General features: G+C 69.2%; 14 protein-coding genes. 9 read left to right on the top strand and 5 right to left on the bottom strand.

Annotation, left to right across the window (positions count from 1 at the left end):
* The first annotated feature begins 19 nt into the window (after positions 1-19).
* The 4 genes from trpS to BN1193_RS11745 all read left to right on the top strand — a co-directional run bounded on the left by trpS (position 20) and on the right by BN1193_RS11745 (position 4,218).
* Positions 20-1,024, top strand: a complete 1,005-nt coding sequence (trpS, locus tag BN1193_RS11730; RefSeq protein ID WP_094770483.1) for a tryptophan--tRNA ligase — start codon at positions 20-22, stop codon at positions 1,022-1,024.
* A gap of 76 nt (positions 1,025-1,100) precedes the next feature.
* The gene (locus BN1193_RS11735) at positions 1,101-1,661 is read left to right on the top strand and encodes a GNAT family N-acetyltransferase (RefSeq protein ID WP_040166560.1); all 561 of its coding nucleotides are present in this window, start codon (positions 1,101-1,103) and stop codon (positions 1,659-1,661) included.
* 310 nt (positions 1,662-1,971) lie between these two features.
* Positions 1,972-3,282 carry an HNH endonuclease signature motif containing protein gene (locus BN1193_RS11740; RefSeq protein WP_052460697.1) on the top strand — a complete coding sequence of 437 codons (1,311 nt, stop codon included), beginning with the start codon at positions 1,972-1,974 and terminating at the stop codon, positions 3,280-3,282.
* A 63-nt stretch (positions 3,283-3,345) separates the two neighbouring features.
* Positions 3,346-4,218 carry an Fpg/Nei family DNA glycosylase gene (locus BN1193_RS11745; RefSeq protein ID WP_040166561.1) on the top strand — a complete coding sequence of 291 codons (873 nt, stop codon included), beginning with the start codon at positions 3,346-3,348 and terminating at the stop codon, positions 4,216-4,218.
* A gap of 151 nt (positions 4,219-4,369) precedes the next feature.
* On the opposite strand, the gene glpK is transcribed toward BN1193_RS11745, so the two are convergent.
* Positions 4,370-5,884 (bottom strand): glycerol kinase GlpK, encoded by a 1,515-nt coding sequence (gene glpK / locus BN1193_RS11750; RefSeq protein WP_040166563.1) that lies wholly within the window; start codon positions 5,882-5,884, stop codon positions 4,370-4,372.
* A 39-nt stretch (positions 5,885-5,923) separates the two neighbouring features.
* A complete protein-coding gene (locus BN1193_RS11755) occupies positions 5,924-7,657 on the bottom strand; it encodes a glycerol-3-phosphate dehydrogenase/oxidase (RefSeq protein ID WP_052460698.1) in 1,734 nt (577 codons plus the stop codon).
* A gap of 206 nt (positions 7,658-7,863) precedes the next feature.
* On the opposite strand from BN1193_RS11755, the gene BN1193_RS11760 reads away from it, so the two are divergent.
* The 3 genes from BN1193_RS11760 (at position 7,864) to BN1193_RS11775 (ending at position 12,063) form a co-directional block, all read left to right on the top strand.
* Complete coding sequence (locus BN1193_RS11760; protein ID WP_094770484.1) at positions 7,864-8,751, top strand: sugar-binding transcriptional regulator; 888 nt, start codon at positions 7,864-7,866, stop codon at positions 8,749-8,751.
* An 84-nt stretch (positions 8,752-8,835) separates the two neighbouring features.
* Positions 8,836-10,506 (top strand): bifunctional diaminohydroxyphosphoribosylaminopyrimidine deaminase/5-amino-6-(5-phosphoribosylamino)uracil reductase RibD, encoded by a 1,671-nt coding sequence (gene ribD / locus BN1193_RS18580; RefSeq protein ID WP_407662113.1) that lies wholly within the window; start codon positions 8,836-8,838, stop codon positions 10,504-10,506.
* Between the two features lie 183 nt (positions 10,507-10,689).
* On the top strand, positions 10,690-12,063 hold the full coding sequence (locus tag BN1193_RS11775) for an MFS transporter (protein ID WP_040166568.1): 1,374 nt from the start codon (positions 10,690-10,692) through the stop codon (positions 12,061-12,063).
* A gap of 102 nt (positions 12,064-12,165) precedes the next feature.
* On the opposite strand, the gene BN1193_RS11780 is transcribed toward BN1193_RS11775, so the two are convergent.
* Entirely contained in the window at positions 12,166-14,190 is a 2,025-nt protein-coding gene (locus BN1193_RS11780) for an ArnT family glycosyltransferase (RefSeq protein WP_230206490.1), read from the bottom strand.
* 147 nt (positions 14,191-14,337) lie between these two features.
* Here BN1193_RS11780 and BN1193_RS11785 point away from each other — a divergent pair, with 147 nt between their 5' ends.
* Entirely contained in the window at positions 14,338-14,532 is a 195-nt protein-coding gene (locus tag BN1193_RS11785; protein ID WP_052460699.1) for a hypothetical protein, read from the top strand.
* A 106-nt stretch (positions 14,533-14,638) separates the two neighbouring features.
* Here BN1193_RS11785 and BN1193_RS11790 read toward each other — a convergent pair whose 3' ends face one another.
* Complete coding sequence (locus tag BN1193_RS11790; RefSeq protein WP_040166573.1) at positions 14,639-15,487, bottom strand: hypothetical protein; 849 nt, start codon at positions 15,485-15,487, stop codon at positions 14,639-14,641.
* 248 nt (positions 15,488-15,735) lie between these two features.
* Positions 15,736-17,616, bottom strand: a complete 1,881-nt coding sequence (locus BN1193_RS11795) for a phosphoenolpyruvate carboxykinase (GTP) (RefSeq protein WP_040166576.1) — start codon at positions 17,614-17,616, stop codon at positions 15,736-15,738.
* A 115-nt stretch (positions 17,617-17,731) separates the two neighbouring features.
* On the opposite strand from BN1193_RS11795, the gene BN1193_RS11800 reads away from it, so the two are divergent.
* On the top strand, positions 17,732-19,168 hold the full coding sequence (locus tag BN1193_RS11800) for an XRE family transcriptional regulator (protein ID WP_040166971.1): 1,437 nt from the start codon (positions 17,732-17,734) through the stop codon (positions 19,166-19,168).
* Positions 19,169-19,252: the final 84 nt, after the last annotated feature.

Genomic DNA, 19,252 nt, shown 5'->3' on the forward strand with positions numbered 1-19,252 from the left:
GGCGTAGGATCGTACGGTGATTGAGAAAGCCCGCCTCTATTCCGGAATGCAGCCCTCCGCCGATTCGCTTCAGATCGGCAACTACATCGGGGCTCTCATGCAGTGGCGTGGCCTCCAGGACTCCTACGACGCCTACTTCTCGGTCGTCGACCTGCACGCGCTGACCGTGCCGCAGGACCCCGCCGAGCTCCGCGAGAAGACCCGCCGCACCGCCGCCCAGTACATCGGCGCCGGCATCGAGCCGACGCGTTCCACGCTGTACGTGCAGTCCCACGTGTCCGCCCACCCGGAGCTGGCCTGGATCCTGTCCACCATCACCGGCTTCGGTGAGGCCGGCCGCATGACGCAGTTCAAGGACAAGTCCTCTCGCTACGGTGCCGACACGACGAGCGTCGGCCTGTTCACCTACCCGGTGCTGATGGCCGCGGACATCCTGCTGTACCAGACCGACGTGGTCCCGGTCGGCGAGGACCAGAAGCAGCACGTGGAACTCACCCGCGACCTCGCGGAGCGGTTCAACAGCCGTTTCGGTGAGACCTTCCGGGTGCCGAACGCCGTGATCCAGCAGGACACCGCGCGGATCTACGACCTGCAGAACCCGACCTCGAAGATGTCGAAGTCGTCGGATAACCAGTCCGGTGTGCTGTATCTGCTGGACGAGCCGAGCGTGAACGCGAAGAAGATCATGCGCGCGGTGACCGACAACGACGGCACGGTGCGCTTCGACCGAGCCGAGAAGCCCGGGGTGTCGAACCTGCTGGTGATCCTGTCCGCGATCACGGGTCGTCAGATCCCCGCCATCGAGGACGAGTTCGCCGGACGCGGTTACGGCGACTTCAAGAAGGCCGTCGCCGAGGCCGTCGTGAACGAGTTCGAGCCGGTCCGCAACAAGGCCCTGGAGCTGATGGCGGACCCCGCCGAGCTCGACCGCCTGCTCGCGGTGAACGCCGACAAGGCCGCAGCCGTCGCGAACGAGACGCTCGCGAACGTCTACGACCGCGTCGGACTCCTCCGCCGCCGCTGACCCGAACGAACGGACGGCACCCCCGGGTGCCGTCCGTTCGTGGCGCGCCCGAACCGCTTCAACCAGGAAATCGCTGTTGCCTCACCCCGTTCTGTCCACCGACCGCCTGACTCTCACCCTCCCCGCTCCGGACGACGTGGACGCCATCACCGCCGCGTGCCAGGACACCGAGATCCGCACGTGGACGCCGTTGCCGTTCCCGTACCGCACTGAGCACGCCGAGCATTTCGTGGCTGAGGCTGCCGAGCGCTCTGACGCGGACACCGGATTCGAGTGGGCGATCCGACACGAGGACGAACTGGTGGGGATGATCTCGCTGTCTCGGCGAGCCCCGGGTGCCGCCGAGATCGGCTACTGGACCGCCCCGGACGCGCGCGGCCGCGGGTACCTCACCGAGGCGGCCGAGGCCGTCGTCGACTTCGGTTTCGAGCCGACCGGGCTGGGACTGGACCGGTTGGAGTGGAACGCGGCCGTCGGCAACGTCCCCTCGGCGCGCGTGGCGCGCAAGCTCGGGTTCCGGTTCGAGGGCGTCCGACGGGGTGCGTTCGTGACCTCCGGCGGCCGCCTCGACGCCTGGAGCGCGGGGCGGCTGTTCACGGACAGTCCGAAGCCCGTGCGATGGGATGTTCTGGGGTGACTTTCGTCTTTTTGTTCTCGCTCTAATTTTCAGGTTTCGTTGCAGAGATGGTGCATCCACCACGCTGAGGACCGGCGGCGCTCTCAGATAGCTGGGCTTCGGAGACCGGCTCACGTTCGCTTTGGGGTGCGGAATTTCCGCGAATTTAGAGGGGGCACGCTTCAGAGATCGTTCACGCTCGGGAGGATCCGCTTTCGTGTGCGAGCTCGGCGAGCGAGCGGCGTTCGGTCGTATACGGAGTTCCCTTTCTGGTGCACTGAGATCGCCATACTTTCGTAGCTTTGTTCGCCTGCGGTTGAGACAATAGAGCATGGCATTCGACGCGGAGGTCCCGAACCCGGAGCATCGGTGGGAGCACTCAGGGGCGCGGTTCGCCGCCGGGTCCGATGCGCGTCTGTCCGCGCTCGTCTCCGACGTGGTGACGATCGAGCGGCAGATCGCGTGTCTGCAGGCGCGGCGCGCAACGGCGCTCTCGGCGATGTCCGATCTGGCCGAGCACCGCGCCGAGGGCGTGTCCGCACGCGCACAGGAGCACGAGCTGATCACCCGCGACATCGCGGCAGAACTCGGGGCCGCACTCCGCGTCAGCGACCGGGTCGTCCAGGGCCACCTGGCGGATGCGTCGACGCTGGTCCACGATTTTCCCCGCACCCATGCCGCGCTGGAGGCCGGGCGGATCACGATGGGTCACGCCCGAGTGATCGTGCACGCCGGGTGCGTCATCGAGGACCCGGACCGACATGACGCGTTCGAGACGTCCGCGGTCGCGATCGCGGAGAGCACGTCCGCCGGCCGCATGCGTGCCCGGCTCAGCCGCGACGCGGAAGCAGCCCGCACGGACAGCATCGACGACCGCCACCGCAAGGCTCGGGACGGCCGGTACGTCACCGTCCAGGACGGGGACGACGGGATGAGCGAGATCCACGCCTGCGTCCCCACCGTCATCGCGCACGGGATCGCTGACCGCCTTCACGCGCTCTCGCTCCGCACCAAGCGGCGGCGGTCCAGCGACCCGGACGAGGCACCCGATCACCGGACTGTCCAGCAGATCTCCGCTGACGTGTTCTGCGATCTTCTCCTCACCACTGACCCCGCCACCGCCGGCGACGCGCTCGCCTCGATTCGCGCGCAGGTGCAGGTGACCATCCCCAGCGCCGTCCTCACCGGCCAGTCCGAGCCGGGTGCCGAGCTCGTCGGGGTCGGTCCGATCGATCCCGAAACCGCTCGCTCTCTCGCTGCCCTGGCTCCGGGATGGGACCGGCTGTTCATCCACCCGACCACGAAGAACGTCCTCGCGGTCGATCGGTATCGACCGACGGCCGGTCAGCGTCGGATCCTTCGGGTGCGGGATGAGCACTGCCGGTTCCCCGGATGCCGATACCCCGCCACCCGCTCGGACGCTGACCACACCATCGACGCCGCCCACGGTGGGCCGACCGCGATCAGCAACCTCGGCCACTTCTGCCGGAGACACCACACCCTCAAACACCACACCAGATGGAAAGCCGACAACCTCCCCGGCGGACTCATCCGCTGGACCAGCCCCCTCGGCGTGACCTACACCGACAAACCACCCCGCACCGTGGTGTTCACCGCGCCCGAGGCCGAGTGCCCCTTCTGACTCCCGGCCCGCTCAGCCACGCGGGACCGAGCGGATGTCAGGACCGCATGGCAGGATGCCGGTATGCCCGAGATGCCCGAGGTACAGGGCCTCGTCGATTTCCTGCGCGAGCGCGCAGCGGGCCTCGACGTGGTGAAGGCGACGGTCGCGTCCATCGCGGCGCTGAAGACGTACGACCCTCCGTTGACTGATCTCATCGATGCGACGGTGGTCGCCGCCGCCCGGCGGGGTAAGTTCGTGGACCTCACTCTGCTCGATGCCGACGGACCCGTGCACCTCGTGTTCCATCTCGCCAAGGCGGGCTGGCTGCGCTGGTACGACGAGCTGCCGAGCACGGTGATCAAGCCCGGCCGCACGCCGATCGCGCTGCGGATCGGGTTCGACGACGGGTCCGGATTCGACCTCACTGAGGCCGGCACCAAGCGGTCCCTCGCGGTGTACGTCGTGCGCGACCCGCAGGAGGTGCCGGGCATCGCGCGACTCGGCCCGGACCCGCTTGACCCGCCCATGTCCCGCGACGCGCTGGCCGCTGTGCTGACCGACCGCCGAACCCAGATCAAGGGTGTGCTGCGCGACCAATCGATCATCGCCGGGATCGGCAACGCCTACTCCGACGAGATCCTGCACGCCGCGAAGCTGTCCCCCTACGCTCTCGCGGCCAAGCTCACGCCCGACGAGATCACCGCGCTGCACACCGCCATGATGCAGACCCTGACCGAGGCGGTCACCGTCGCGAGCGGAAAGCCGCCGGCCGAGCTCAAAGACGCCAAGCGCGCCGGCTTCCGCGTCCACGCCCGCGCCGGTCAGTCGTGTCCGGTCTGCGGCGACACGGTCCGCAGCGTCTTCTTCGCCGACAACTCCCTCGAGTACTGTCCCACCTGCCAGACCCACGGCAAGATCCTCGCCGACCGCCGCCTCTCCCGCCTGCTCAAATGACGAGATTTCACGGCCCCTGGCCGGGACGACGGAGCCCACGAGCCGGAGCGCTACGGCGCCACCGATGGCTGATCCCCGAAACACCCAGGCACGTCCGACACACCCCGCGTTGCGCGGTTTCTCGGACGTGCTTGGGTGTTTCGCGGGGGTGTCAGCGGACGTCGTCGTCGACCCAGTCCAGAGTCTTCGAAACGGCCTTGTGCCAGTTGCGGAACAGGCGCTCACGCTCGTCGGCGTCCATCGCCGGGGCCCAGCGGGCGTCCTCCTGCCAGTTCGCGCGCAGTTCGTCCAGGCCGGACCAGAATCCGACCGCGAGGCCGGCGGCGTACGCGGCACCGAGCGCGGTGGTCTCGGCGACCACCGGCCGCACCACGGGCACATCCAGGATGTCGGCCTGGAACTGCAGCAGCGTGCCGTTCGCGGTCGCGCCGCCGTCCACCCGTAGTTCCTCCAGCGGCACGCCGGTGTCCGCGTTGACCGCTTCCAGGACGTCCCGCGTCTGGTACGCGATGGACTCCAGCGCCGCCCGGGCGATGTGCTCCTTGGTGACGTAGCGCGTCAGCCCGACGATCGCACCGCGCGCGTCGGGTCGCCAGTACGGCGCGAACAGCCCGGAGAACGCGGGCACGACGTAGGCCCCGCCGTTGTCGGCGACGCGATCGGCGAGTTCCTGCACCTCGGCCGCGTTCCGGATGATGCCGAGGTTGTCCCGCAGCCACTGCACCAGCGAACCGGTGACCGCGATCGACCCCTCCAGCGCGTAATGCGCGGGCTGATCGCCCAGCTTGTAGCCGACCGTCGTGAGCAGGCCGTTTCCGGAGTGGACGATCTCCTCACCCGTGTTGAAGATCAGGAAGTTGCCGGTGCCGTAGGTGTTCTTGGCTTCCCCGGCCTCGAACGCGGCCTGCCCGAACGTGGCCGCCTGCTGGTCGCCGAGGATGCCCGCGATCGGCGTCTCGCGCAGCAGGCTGTGCGCTTCCGCGCGGCCGTAGACCTCCGACGAGGACCGGATCTCCGGCAGCATCGAGCGCGGCACTCCGAAGTCCGCGAGGATCTGGTCGTCCCACGCGAGCGTGCGCAGGTCCATGAACAGGGTGCGGGACGCGTTCGTCACATCCGTGGCGTGAACGCCCCCGTGCGCACCGCCCGTGAGATTCCACAGGACCCAGGTGTCGGTCGTGCCGAACAGCAGGTCACCGGCCTCGGCGCGCTCGCGCGCCCCCGCCACGTTCTCCAGGATCCAGACGATCTTGGTGCCGGAGAAGTAGGTCGCCAGCGGCAGGCCGACGCGCTTCGCGTAGCGGTCCGTGCCGCCGTCCGCGGCGAGCCGGTCCACGATCGGCTGGGTCCGGGTGTCCTGCCAGACGATGGCGTTGTACACCGGCTCGCCCGTGGTCCGATCCCACACCACCGCGGTCTCCCGCTGGTTCGTGATGCCGACCGCGGCGATGTCATGGCGGGTGAGGTTCGCTTTGGACAGCGCTTGTCCGATCGCCTCCCGAACGTTCCGCCAGATCTGCGCCGGATCGTGCTCGACCCACCCGGGTTTGGGGAAGATCTGCTCGTGCTCGAGCTGCCCCACCGAGACGATGGTGCCGGCGTGGTCGAAGATGATCGCCCGCGACGAGGTCGTGCCCTGATCGATGGCGAGGACGTGTGATGCCATCCGCGTGCTCCGTTGTCTGTCGTCGGTTCCGGCTCGACGCTACCGCGCCACGGTCTGGGCGAGCGCGACGCGGTGCGCGTCGGCCAGGAACGTCGTCGCGTGCTCGAGCTCCGCGTCCCGTTCCGACGAGTTCCAGCCGAGCTCCGCCGCCGCGATGTCCGCGAACTCTGCCAGCGCCGCCGCCGTCAGCACGCCGGTGAAGGCGACCGAGGTCCGGCGCAGCACGAGGTCCACGAGGCGCACCACGCGTTCATGGCGGACCAGCCAGCGGATCTCGCCGGTGGAGTAGGCCGGCAGCGTCTCCAGCGGTGCATCGTCGGTCGGCAGGTCGGCGAGGATCGCGGCGGCGCGAGTGCCGTAGCGCTCCAGCAGCACGTCGGCCCGCTGGGGATCGACGGCGCCACGATGCGTGCGGACCCACTGCGCGCGGGACGCGGGATCGGTCGGATAGCCGTACCCGCCGCCGATCGCGACCCGTGCCGTGGAGCGACGGCGGGGCACCCCGAGTTCGGCGAGGACGTCGTTCGCGAGGTGCTCGCCGAGCGCACGGAACGTGGTCCACTTGCCCCCGACGAGGCTGAACAGGGTGGTGCCGGGACGCTCGGCGACACCGGTGCGCTCGATGCGGTAGTCGCGGGAGACGAACCCCGGCTGAGTGTCGTCGTGGCGCGGCAGTGGGCGGACCCCGGCGAAGCGGTACACGATCTGCTCCCGGCGCAGCGGAACCTCGGGGAAGACGTGACCGACGAGGTCGAAGAAGTAGTCCACCTCCGCCTCGGTGCAACGGATGGGCTCGGCCATATCGTGCTCGAGGTCGGTGGTGCCGACCATGACCCGGCCCTTGAGCGGGTAGACCAGCACGATGCGCCCGTCCGAGTGCTCGAAGAAGATCTCCCGTCCGCCCGTGGCCGCCAGCAGCGCCGGATCGTCCAGGACGATGTGCGAGCCCTTCGTGCCGCCCATGTAGGCGGTCTGGCGCCCCAGCGCGCGGTTGGTCAGGTCGGTCCACGGCCCCGTGGTGTTCACGACCACCTCGGCGGACAGGGAGAACTCCGCCCCGGTGCGCTCGTCCCGCACGCGAACGCCGTCCGCGTCCATGCCCACCGCGGCGACGTAATTGACGGCGCGGGCACGCGGTCCCTGGCCGAGGCCGTCGTGCAGGACGTCAAGCGCGAGGCGCTCCGGGTCGTGCATGCTGGCGTCGTAGTAGGTCGCGGTGTACTTCACATCGGGATTCAGCTCGGGCAGCTCGGCCAGGGACGCGCGGCGGCCGTGGAACGCGTGCCGGGGCACGCTCCCGCCATCGCGGGAGAAGAAGTCGTAGATGACCAGGCCGACGCGGATCAGCGCGGCGCCGCGCTCGACGTGCTTGCCTCCGCCGTGGCGGAGGAAGCGCAGCGGCGCGGAGACGATGCCGGAGAACGTCGAGAAGATCGGGATCGTCGTCCGCAGCGGACGGACGTAGTGCGGCGCGGTGCGCAGCAACCGGTTCCGCTCCACGACGGACTCCTTCACGAGCCGGAACTCGCCGTTCTCGAGGTAGCGGATGCCGCCGTGGATCATGTGGCTGGACGCGCTGGACGCTCCGGCCACGAAGTCGTCCCGCTCGATCAGGGTGACGGTGACACCCTGCATGGCGAGGTCCCGGAATGTCGCAGCACCGTTGATGCCGCCGCCGATGATGAGCACGGCGCTGTGCGGTTCCGCCCGCAGCGCCGACACCTCCGCGCGCTCATCGATCACGCCCGTCGCTTCGCCCGTCCCCGGAGCCATCCTCGTCCCACCCTTCTGCGCGCCGCCTGCACGGCACCTACAATCATCGTGGACAGGGATGAACGTTCTTTCAACCCGATCGCACATATGTGCAGGAAGGACACGACGTGGCACAGCGCGGGCAGGCGACGGTCGGCGATTCCCGTTCCCCGCGTGCACGCGACGCGCAACGGGCGGCACAGCTGTACTACATCCAGGACCTCACGATGGAGGCCATCGCGCGTGAGCTGCGCACCTCCCGCTCCTCGGTGTCTCGCCTTCTCAGCCACGCTCGGGAGTCCGGACTCGTGCAGATCACGGTGCGCACGCCCGAATCGGAGGCGGCCGCTCTCACGCATGAAGTCAGCCGGCGGTTCGCGCTGACGCCGCACATCGTGCCGGTGCCCGCCGCGGTCGGCGACGTCGAGCGATTGGAGCGCGTGGCGCTCACCGCCGCACGGCTGCTCAGCACGTACATCACCTCAAACCAGAAGGTCGGGCTGGCCTGGGGCTCGACGATGACGGCGGTCGCCCGGCACCTCGTGCCCCACCCCACGCACGACACCGAGTTCGTCCAGCTCAACGGCACGGGCAACATGAGTTCCTCCGGCATCGGCTACGCCAGCGACCTCCTCCGTCGCTTCGGCGACGCGTACGACGCCGCCGTGCACCAGTTCCCCGTTCCGGCCTTCTTCGATGACCCGGACACCCGCACGGCCTTCTGGCGCGAGCGCGGGATCGCGCGCCTGCTCGACCTGCAGGGACGGCTCGATGTCGCGCTGTTCAGCATCGGTTCACCGTTCGCGGAGGTTCCGAGCCACGTGCACCACGGCGGATTCCTCGACGCGGACGACTACGCCCAGCTGACCGCGGACGGCGTCGTCGGAGACGTGGCGACGGTCTTCTTCCGCGCGGACGGGTCCAGCGACGGCATCGCGCTGAACCGTCGCGCGACAGGTCCGGACCACGCCGTTCTGCGCCGAGTGCCGCGACGGGTGTGCATCGTCGCCGGCCCGGCGAAGCTTCCCGCCCTGCGCGGGGCGATCAGAGCGCGCCTGGTCACGGACCTCGTCGTCGACGAGGCGACCGCCCGGGCTCTGGTCGAGACCGTCTGAGATCGCCGGGAGGAATCGACCGGGAATGATCTGCCGTCGGTGGCGTTGCATACACTCAGCTGGGCCCCACGACGAAGGATTCGCATGCCGGTCACCGATGCCGAACGACGCGCCATGACGCGCGCCCTCGAGCTGGCCGGGCGCGGTCCGCGGGGCGTGAACCCTCAGGTCGGCGCCGTCATCCTGGCGGCCGACGGGGGCCTCCTCGCGGAGGGCTGGCACCGCGGGTCCGGCACAGCGCACGCCGAGGTCGATGCGCTGTCCAAGCTGACCGCGGAGCAGACTCACGGCGCGACCGCCGTGGTCACCCTGGAGCCCTGCAACCACACCGGACGCACCGGGCCGTGCGCCGAAGCACTGATCGCAGCGGGAGTGTCGCGGGTGGTCTACGCCGTCTCCGACCCCGGGGCGGTCTCCGGTGGCGGGGCCGCTCACCTGCGCGCTGCCGGGGTGGTCGTGGAGTCCGGCGTCGAGGCCGAGGCGGCGCAGCACCTGATCGGCTCGTGGCTGATCACGAGCGCGCTGGGACGGCCGCACGTCACCGTGAAGTGGGCGCAGAGTCTGGACGGCCGGGCCGCCGCAGACGACGGCTCCAGCCAGTGGATCACCGGATCGGAGGCCCGCGCGGACGTGCACCGTCGCCGCGCGGCCCATGATGCCATCGTGGTCGGCACCGGGACGCTGCTCGCCGACGACCCCGCTCTGACCGCTCGCGACGGCGACCGCCTGCACGAGCACCAGCCCGTGCCGGTCGTGATCGGCGCGCGCGAGATCCCGGCCGACGCCGCGGTCCGCCGCCACCCGCTCGCACTTCGGCACGAGCGCGAACACGACCTCGCCGCCATCCTGCAGCGGTTGCTGCAGGACGGCATCCACTCCGTGTTCGTCGAGGGCGGCCCCACGCTGGCCAGCGCGTTCCTCGCCGCCGGACTCGTCGACGACGTCCTCGTCTACACGGCCCCCGTTCTGCTCGGCGGGCGTCGGCTCGCGATCGGCGATGTCGGCGTAGCCTCGATCACGGACGCCCTCCGGCTGGAGGACGCCACGCTCACCACTCTCGGCGCCGATGTGCTGCTGCACGGCCGGGTACCGCACCCGCCGGATCCGGCCACCCTCTCGGGAAAGAAGTCTCCGATGACCACCACAACGTCCGTCACCCTCGCCGCCGAGGCCACCGTGCCGACCGTGCACGGCACCTTCCGCTTCCTGGCGTATCACGACGACGTCGCGGACACCGAGCACCTGGCGATCGTCTCCGGCGAGCCCGGCTCCACCGCGCTGGTCCGCGTCCACTCGGAGTGTCTGACCGGTGAGGCGTTCGGTTCCGAGAAGTGCGAGTGCGGCCCCCAACTGGACGCCGCGCTGGACGAGATCTCCCGCACCGGCGGCGTGGTCATCTACATGCGCGGGCAGGAGGGGCGCGGCATCGGCCTGTTGAACAAGCTCCGCGCGTACGCGCTGCAGGAGCAGGGCCTGGACACCCTGGATGCGAACCTCGCTCTCGGCCTGCCCGCCGACGCCCGCGACTACTCTGCGGCGGCCGCGATCCTCCGCGACCTCGGCATCACCGACGTTCGTCTCCTGACGAACAACACGGACAAAGTGGCCCAGCTGGAGAACCTCGGCGTCCACGTCGCGGAGCAGGTGCCGCTCGTCGTCGGGGTCGGCCCGAACAACACCGGCTACCTCGAGACGAAGCGCGCGCGGATGGGTCACATCATCGACGACACGCTGCTGCACGGCTCGACGCACTGAACCCCGTAGCCGCGCGGCATTCTCTCCACAGGACCCGGCAGCGAAGAAAGCTGGGAGTACACTGAGCGAACCGCCGGGAACCACACCGGCGCACGGGTGACGCACTGGCGAGCCGCCGGGCCGCGCCACCCCGCGTCCTGGTCGTGCTTCTCACCGCCCATGACCTGACGTTCTTAGAGAGACATGACTTCCACAGCTGCAACGGCCGCTGCTCCCGTCAACTCGCGCGCCCGCGTGATCACGGCGAGCCTCATCGGCACCACCATCGAGTTCTACGACTTCTACGCGTACGCCACCGCCGCGGTGCTGGTGTTCCCGACCCTCTTCTTCCCGCAGGCGGATGCCACGACCGGACTGCTGGCGAGCTTCGCCGTGTTCGGTGCGGCGATGGTCGCCCGCCCCATCGGCGCCGTCGTCTTCGGACATTTCGGTGACCGCTTCGGCCGCAAGGCGACCCTCGTCGCCTCCCTGCTGACCATGGGTGTCGCGACCTTCCTGATCGGCTGCCTCCCGACGTACGCGTCCATCGGCTGGGTCGCCGCCCTGTTTCTGCTGATCCTCCGCCTCGCGCAGGGCTTCGCGCTCGGCGGCGAGTGGTCCGGTGCCGCACTGGTCGCGACGGAGAACGCCCCCAAGGGCAAGCGCGCCTGGTACGGCACGTTCCCGCAGCTGGGCGCGCCGATCGGCTTCATCATCGCCAACGGCGTGTTCCTGTTCATCAACTTCGCCCTGCCGCACCCGGACGGCACGGCGCAGCGCTCCGAGGAGTTCCTCGCCTGGGGCTGGCGCGTGCCGTTCCTGTTCAGCGCCGTCATGGTCATCATCGGCCTCTGGGTGCGTCTGAAGCTCGTCGAGTCGAAGACGTTCGAGAAGGCCGAGAAGAGCGGGGCCATCAAGAAGTTCCCGCTCGGTCAGGTGTTCCGCCGGTACTGGAAGCAGCTGATCCTCGGCACCTTCATCATGCTGGCGACGTACGTGCTGTTCTACCTGATGACGACGTTCACCCTGTCCTACGGCACCGCCCCCGCAGACGCCAAGGTGCCCGGCCTGGGCTTCGGCTACACGGACTTCGTGCTCATGCAGATCATCGGCGTGATCTTCTTCGGTATCTTCACGCTGCTCTCCGGCCCCGTCGCCGACGCGATCGGCCGGCGACGCCTGCTCATCTGGGTGACGGTGGGCATCATCGTGTTCGGCCTGCTGTTCTCCGTGTTCCTGCTGCCACACGCGGACCCGAAGTTCACCGGCGCTCTGGTGCAGGCCTTCCTGATCTTCGGCTTCATGCTGATGGGGTCGACCTTCGGACCGATGGGTGCCGTCCTGCCGGAGCTGTTCCCGACCAACGTCCGCTACACCGGCTCGGCGATCTCCTACAACGTCTCATCGATCCTCGGTGCGGCCGTCGCCCCGTTCATCGCCGTCGCGCTGTGGTCCGCCGCCGGGGGCAACCCGTGGCTCGTCGGCATCTACCTGTCCGTGATGGGCGTGCTCACCCTCATCGCGCTGCTCCTGTCCAAGGAGACCAAGGACGTCGAATACGAGGACAACCTCGCCTGACGACGAATGCACAATCGCCCGGGTCCCCAGGACCCGGGCGATTCTGCATTTCTTCGTTGGCTGACCGCGGCACAGTCCATCAGCGCGCCGCGGCGCAGTCCATCAACCGGCGGCGGCGCAGTCCATCAGCGCGCTCGAGGGAGCATCCGTGACGGCGGTGCAGTTCGCCTCGACCCACGCATGGATCTCGCTGACCGGGTCCGTGGTGTCACCGGTGCCCGCGGCGTTCGTGGGTCCGAGGACCATGCTCGACGTCAGAACGTAGCGCAGCTCACCGCTGGAGACGAGCTTGATGAACCCGGCCAGGGTCGGGATCGGGTCGCGGGCACTGAAGCCGCCGATCGGCAGCACCGACTCGCCGTTGCTGGCCAGGATGTACTCCGCCGCCGACTGCGCGCCGAATGCGGCGGCGATGTAGGTGGCGTGGCCGCGATGCTCCTCGAGCCAGACGGCTGTCCGCTGGGCGAGGCTGCCGACCTCCGGCACCCCGGTGCCGGTCACCCCCGGGGCCCCGGCGGCTCCCAGACCGGTGCCTCGCTGCGAGCCACCGGAACGGTTCGCCCCGCTGAAACCGCCGCGGGGGCCGCCGCCTCCGCCACCGAACGCTCCGCCGTTGCCGGACCCGGGACCCGCCTTGCTGAAGCCGGCGGCGGTGCCCCCACCCGGAAATCCCGCACCCCCGGCGAAGGACGGGGTGGATTGTCCGAGATCAAGCGAGCCGCCGGCGACGGGGTTCGTGGAATTCGGATGGAGCACCGTCACCGCCGACCACACCGTCGGGGTGAACAGGAGTGCGGCCATCGTGACGATGGCGGTCACCGCGCGGAGACCATGCGCGCGTTCGGTCAGCACCAGGGCGATGGCGCCGGCCGCGAGGACCGTCTGGATCAGGGCAGCCCACACGCTGTACGACCCGTAGTGCACACCGATCAGAACGGCCGTCAGGGCCCCGATGACCAGCATCACGACGATCGGCACGACGCGACGCGCCCGCAGCGCCCGGCCCACCGCGATACCGATCGCCGCGGCGATCGGTATCGCGAGCGACGCCGTGTAGAACTGGTGCATCCCCGCCACGACCGAGAACATCACGGCGTAGGTCGCGAACCACACGGTCACCAGCAGGGCGACCGTCCGCGGGACGCGAAGCACCCACAGCAGCACGATCGCGACGACGGCCACGGGGATGAGCCAGGCGATCTGGCCGGCCAGGTCGTCGTTGAACAGTCGATTCACTCCGGGTCCCCCGGAGAACGGCGGCGTGAAGGAGCGATAGGCGGACGTGTCGGCGGTGGAGGAGCCGAAGCGGCCCAGCCCGTTGTAGCCGAACACCATCTCCCACGGCGAGTTCGTCAGGGTGCTGCCGATGTAGGGACGCGAACCCGCGGGCACGAGCGAGACGACCGCGATCCACCACAGGGAGGCGACGATGCTCACCGTGCCGGCGATCAGCAGATGCCGGATGCGGCGCCACCAGGACTGCTTCGTGAGCAGGTACGCGGTCGCCAGCGCCGGCCACGCCGCCCACGCCTCCAGCATGTAGCACTGGAAAGCGGCACCGATGAACACCCCCGCGAGCGTCAGCCAGCCGAGACTTCGCGCCTGCAGCGCGCGCATCGACGCCCAGAGCGCCGCGGCGAGCGCGAGGACGAAGAACATCTCCGGCTGGTTCGATCGGGCCACGGCGACGAGAATCGGCGTGGTCGCGACGACCGCCCCGGCCAGGAGGGCGCCGGTGACACCCGCGACCCGGCGGACGGCCACCGCCGTCAGCCCGACCGCACCGACGGCGGCGAGAGCGTTCGGGATGATCACCGCCCAGGCGGAGTAGCCGAACACCTTCACGAACAGGGCCGGGATCCAGAACGAGCCCGGGATCTTGTCGAGCGTCACCGTGCCGGCGGGGTCCATCGACCCGAACAGGAAGTTCGACCACGACTCACTCATCGACATCGCGATGGACGCGTAGTACGCCGACGGACTGCCGGCCCAGACGTCCCAACCGGTCAGCACGGCAGCCCCGAGCATGAGGGCGATCATCCCCACGATCCAGGCGGTACGACGGGTCGGGGCCGGTCGTCGAACCCGAGCCCGGGAGCCGATGAACGGCAAGGCGAGTGTGGTCACGCCGACGAGACTAGACCCGGGTCCGGCGCGCCTTTCTCGGCGTCGGCTATGGATCTGCCGTGGGTCCGCGAGCGTCAACATCGCTTGACTTTCGGATGCGGCGCCACGAGACTGTCAACGTCAACAAATGATGACGATGGAGGCGGGATGAGAATCGCGGCGGAAACCCCCGAGCGGCCAGAACCGATCTCGGCGCTGCGCGCTCTGCAGCGTGAGAAGGCGCGGCTCGCGGCAGAGGAGGAGACGCTCGTGCGGCGCGCTCGCGTGCAGGGCTTCTCCTGGCACACGATCGCCGACGCGCTCGGCGTCAGCAAGCAAGCGGCGCATCGCCGGTTCCGGTGATCGGGCCCGACTCAGAGCCCGGCAGAGCGACCCCCTCCCGGCTCAGAGCAGGCTCGGATCCAGCTGCGATACCCCCTCGACCCCGGCAGAGGAACCCCATCCCGGCTCAGAGCAGGCTCGGATCCAGCTGTCGTCCGCGCTGCATGAGGTCCAGGTTGAGCAGCTGTCCGATCGCGAGGTCATCGCTTCCCGGCGTCGTGCGCGTGGGGTTGAGGTACTCCAGCTCGGAACGCGCGATTCCGAACCGGGCGGCGATCTCCGGCATGCGGTCATCGGCCGCGACGACGTAGGTCGTCACCCGACCGTCGCCGTCCTTCCGGACCGCACCCATCGCGCCCGGGCCCGGGCCCGAGTCCTTCAGCGCCGCAAGCCACCACCGCATCGGGGAGATGGACCATTTCAGCTCCCCGCGCGCGACGATGACGTTCTGACACTCCAAGCCCTGCTTCGATGAGACCGGGTTCTTCGGATCCGCGGCGATCGTCACGTCCACCTCGGACCAGTACGTCCAGTCGGTCGCCGCGTCCAGATCGAACGCGATCACGCGCTGATCCTTCGCTCGCAGTTCGCTGAACACCTCACTGCCGCCGTCCGCGCACGGATCGTGTGGGCGCGGCCACGCCGACAGCAGCACGGAGGCCGACGAATGCGACGTCCGGAACCCCGTGATGGTCAGCGTCGCTTTGCCGCCCCCGAAACTCTCCACCGTGAACTCGCCCGTGGTCTTGCCGTCGCCCGAGGTCAGCGCACCGGTGGCCACGATGCCGGGGCCGGGCGGCTCGTTCTCCCGGACCACGCGCGGTCCGGGAGAGGTCGACGGTGAGGCGGTCACCGTGGGGGTCATCGATGGACTCGGCGCGGCGACGGTGGTGGCCGGATTCGGCTTGCACCCGGTGAGCGCCAGGGCCGCCACGACGAAAGCCACCGCAATCAGGGGCGTCCGTCGACCGATCATGGTTCGACGGTAAGGGACGGCGGACTCGCGCAGCGGCAGCGTCGCAGACGTGTCGCAGCGCTCACCGGGAATGACAGGAGTTCGGGAAATGACATGGCGCGCGCCGCGACGACATCACGGCCGGAAATGACAGGAGTTCGGGAAATGACATGGCGCGCGCCGCGGCTCTCTCAGGGCCAAACGCGGCGCGCGCCTGTCGTGCGTGGTGGCGCGTCCTCACCGGAGCAAGGGGGACGCACCACCACGGGTCATGATGCCGAGCTCGCCAGGCGAGTCCGGAGGGCGGACAGCTCGCTGGTCAGCGCCGTCGGAACTCGCCCGTCGAAGGTGTCGTAGAACGCCTCGGTCAGGTCTGCCTCCTGCGCCCAGGTGCTCGGGTCGACGTGGAACAGCTCCTCCAGGTCCTCCTGCGGCACCTCGATGCCGTCGAGGTTGAGGTCCTCCAGGTGCGGCAGGCGGCCGATCGGGCTGACGCGTGCACCGACCTCACCCTGCAGGCGGCGGACGATCCAGTCGATGACACGCGAGTTGTCACCGAAGCCCGGCCAGAGGAAGCGTCCGTCCGAACCGCGGCGGAACCAGTTGACCTGGAAGATGCGCGGCGCACGATCGAACCGCAGCCCGGCACCGACGCGCAACCAGTGCCCGAAGTAGTCGGCCATGTTGTAGCCGCAGAACGGCAGCATCGCGAACGGGTCGCGGCGCAGTTCGCCCACGGTTCCCTCGGCGGCGGCGGTGCGCTCGGACGAGATGTTCGAGCCGATGAAGACGCCGTGCGTCCAGTCCGTCGCCTCGACGACCAGCGGCACGTTCGTGGCGCGACGTCCGCCGAAGAGGATCGCGTCCAGCGGAACGGCGTCCTCCCAGTCCGGAGCGATCTGCGGGCACTGCGCTGCCGAGACGGTGAAGCGGGAGTTCGGGTGCGCGGCCGGGTGGTCCGCCTCCGGCGTCCAGTCGTTGCCCTGCCAGTCGGTCAGGTGCGCGGGCGCCTCGTCGGTCAACCCCTCCCACCACACGTCGCCCTCGGGCGTGAGCGCGACATTGGTGAACACCGTGTTGCCCCACAGCGTCTCGACCGCGGTGACGTTGGTCGACTCGCCGGTGCCCGGCGCGACACCGAAGAAGCCGGCCTCGGGGTTGATGGCCCAGAGGCGACCGTCCTCGCCCGGACGGATCCACGCGATGTCGTCACCCATGGTCTCCACGCGCCAGCCCGGAATGGTCGGGCGCAGCATGGCGAGGTTGGTCTTGCCGCACGCGGACGGGAACGCCGCGGCCAGGTGGTAGACCTTCTCGTTCGGGTCGATGACGCGAATCAGCAGCATGTGCTCGGCGAGCCAGCCCTCGTCCCGGCCGATCACCGAGGCGATGCGCAGAGCGAAGCACTTCTTGGCGAGGATCGCGTTTCCGCCGTATCCCGAACCGTACGACCACACCTCGAGCGACTCCGGGTAGTGGACGATGTACTTGTCGTCGTTGCACGGCCAGGCCTCATCCTCCTGGCCCGGCGCGAGCGGCGCGCCGACCGAGTGCACGGTGCGCACCCACGGCTGGCCCTCCGCGATCTCGCGCAGCACGGCGTCGCCGACGCGGGTCATGACCTCGATCGAGATCAGCGCGTACGCGGAGTCCGTGACCTGGACGCCGATCTTGCTCAGCGGGCCACCGACGGCGCCCATCGAGAACGGCAGGACGTACATCGTGCGCCCGCGCATCGAGCCGGCGAACAGGCCGGTCATCTTCTCGCGCATCTCGGCGGGGTCCGCCCAGTTGTTCGTGGGTCCGGCGTCGATCTCCCGCTCGGATGCGATGAAGGTGCGCCCCTCGGTGCGGGCGACGTCGCTCGGGTGGGAGCGGGCGAGGTACGAACCGGGACGAAGCTCGGGGTTGAGCTTGATCAGGCGTCCCTCGTCGACCATCTGGTCCACGATCGCGTCGTGCTCGGCCTTCGAGCCGTCCACCCAGTGGACGCGGTCGGGCTGCGTCAGCGCCGCGATCTCATCCACCCAGGTGCGAAGCTCGTCCATGGCCTCCCCCGGATAGTCCGGCCGGGCCCCGAACGACCGGGCGGGCGAAAGAGGTGCCTCCGCGCGGTTGGGGTGGGCAGCGAACGATTCGGCGAGGGCCATGTCATCTCCTTGATGTGCTCCGAGTGACCTTGTGCTCAAGTTTGCGCGTCCTTTCCTCACCCTTTCGGCCATCTGGGGTGGAAAGAACAGCGAATCTTTCCCTATGATCAAGGACATGGCCACCGGCATCGAACTCGCAACCCTCGGACACCGCATCCGTCACCATCGCCTCGACCGCGGTTTCACGCTGGACGAGCTCGGCGCGAAGGTCGGCGTCGCCGGCAGCCAGCTCAGCCTGATCGAGAACGGCAAGCGGGAACCGAAGCTCTCGCTCCTGCAGGCGATCGCCCAGGCGACGGGCACGGACGTCACCGATCTCATCTCCGGTGAGCCGCCGAACCACCGGGCCGCTCTGGAGATCGAACTGGAGCGCGTGCAGACCTCGGCGGTGTTCCGCCAACTCGGCGTTCCCGCCGTCCGCGTCACCAAAGCGATGTCCGACGAGACCATCGAGGCGATCCTCGGACTGCACCGCGAGCTGCAGCGGCGCGAGAGCGAGGCGATCGCGACGCCGGAGGAGGCGCGGCGCGCGAACACCGAGCTTCGCCTGAAGATGCGCGCGCTCGATAACTACCTGCCCGACATCGAGACCCTGGCCGAGCAGCAGCTCAAGGCGGCCGGACACACCTCCGGCGCGCTCTCGCACCGGACCGTGAGCATCATGGCCGAGCAGTTGGGCTTCGAACTGATCTACGCGGGTGACCTCCCCCACTCCGCCCGCTCCGTGACCGATCTGGAGAACGGACGCATCTACCTGCCGCCGGCGTCGATCCCCGGCGGCCATGGCCTGAGGTCCATGGCTCTGCAGGCGATGGCGCATCGACTGCTCGGCCACACGGTTCCGACCGACTACGCGGACTTCCTCCAGCAGCGCCTGGAGATCAACTACTACGCCGCGTGCTGCCTCATCCCTCGAGGAGCCGGCGTCGCGTTCCTGCAGAACGCGAAGAAGGAGCGCAACCTCGCGGTCGAGGACTTCCGGGATGCGTTCGGTGTGACGCACGAGGCCGCCGGCATGCGGATGACCAACCTGATGACGACCCACCTGGACACCCGTCTGCACTTCCTGCGTGTGGACGCGGACGGTGCCATCTCCCGCGTCTTCGAGAACGACGGGCTGCCCCTGCCTGAGGATGTCACGGGGTCCATCGAAGGGCAGCTGGCGTGCCGGAAGTTCTCCGCGCGCAAGGCGTTCGATCAGCAGAACCGCACCACCGAGCACTACCAGTACACCGACACTCCGGCGGGAACGTTCTGGTGCTCCACCCAGACCGGCGCCACCGACGCGGGCGAGTTCTCCATCACCGTCGGCGTGCCCTTCGATGACGCCCGCTGGTTCCGCGGTCGGGAGACGCAGAACCGCGCGACCTCGACCTGCCCGGAGGAGTCCTGCTGCCGTCGCGCCCCGTCGGATCTCACCACGAAGTGGAAGGGCAAGGCGTGGCCGAGCGCCCGCGTGCACACGCACATGTTCTCCCCGCTCCCCCGCGGCGCCTTCCCCGGTGTCGACGACGGCGAGGTCTACTCCTTCCTGGAGCGCCACGCCGGCTGACCCCCTCTCCCGGGTTCTGCAGGAGCCCCCGGTTCTGCAGGAGCCCCCGGGTTCCGCAGGAAGTTCATTAGTTGCGCAGGACGC

Origin of the sequence: Microbacterium gorillae (assembly GCF_000826185.2) — a bacterium.
In the GTDB taxonomy this organism is placed as follows: Bacteria; Actinomycetota; Actinomycetes; order Actinomycetales; family Microbacteriaceae; genus Microbacterium; species Microbacterium gorillae.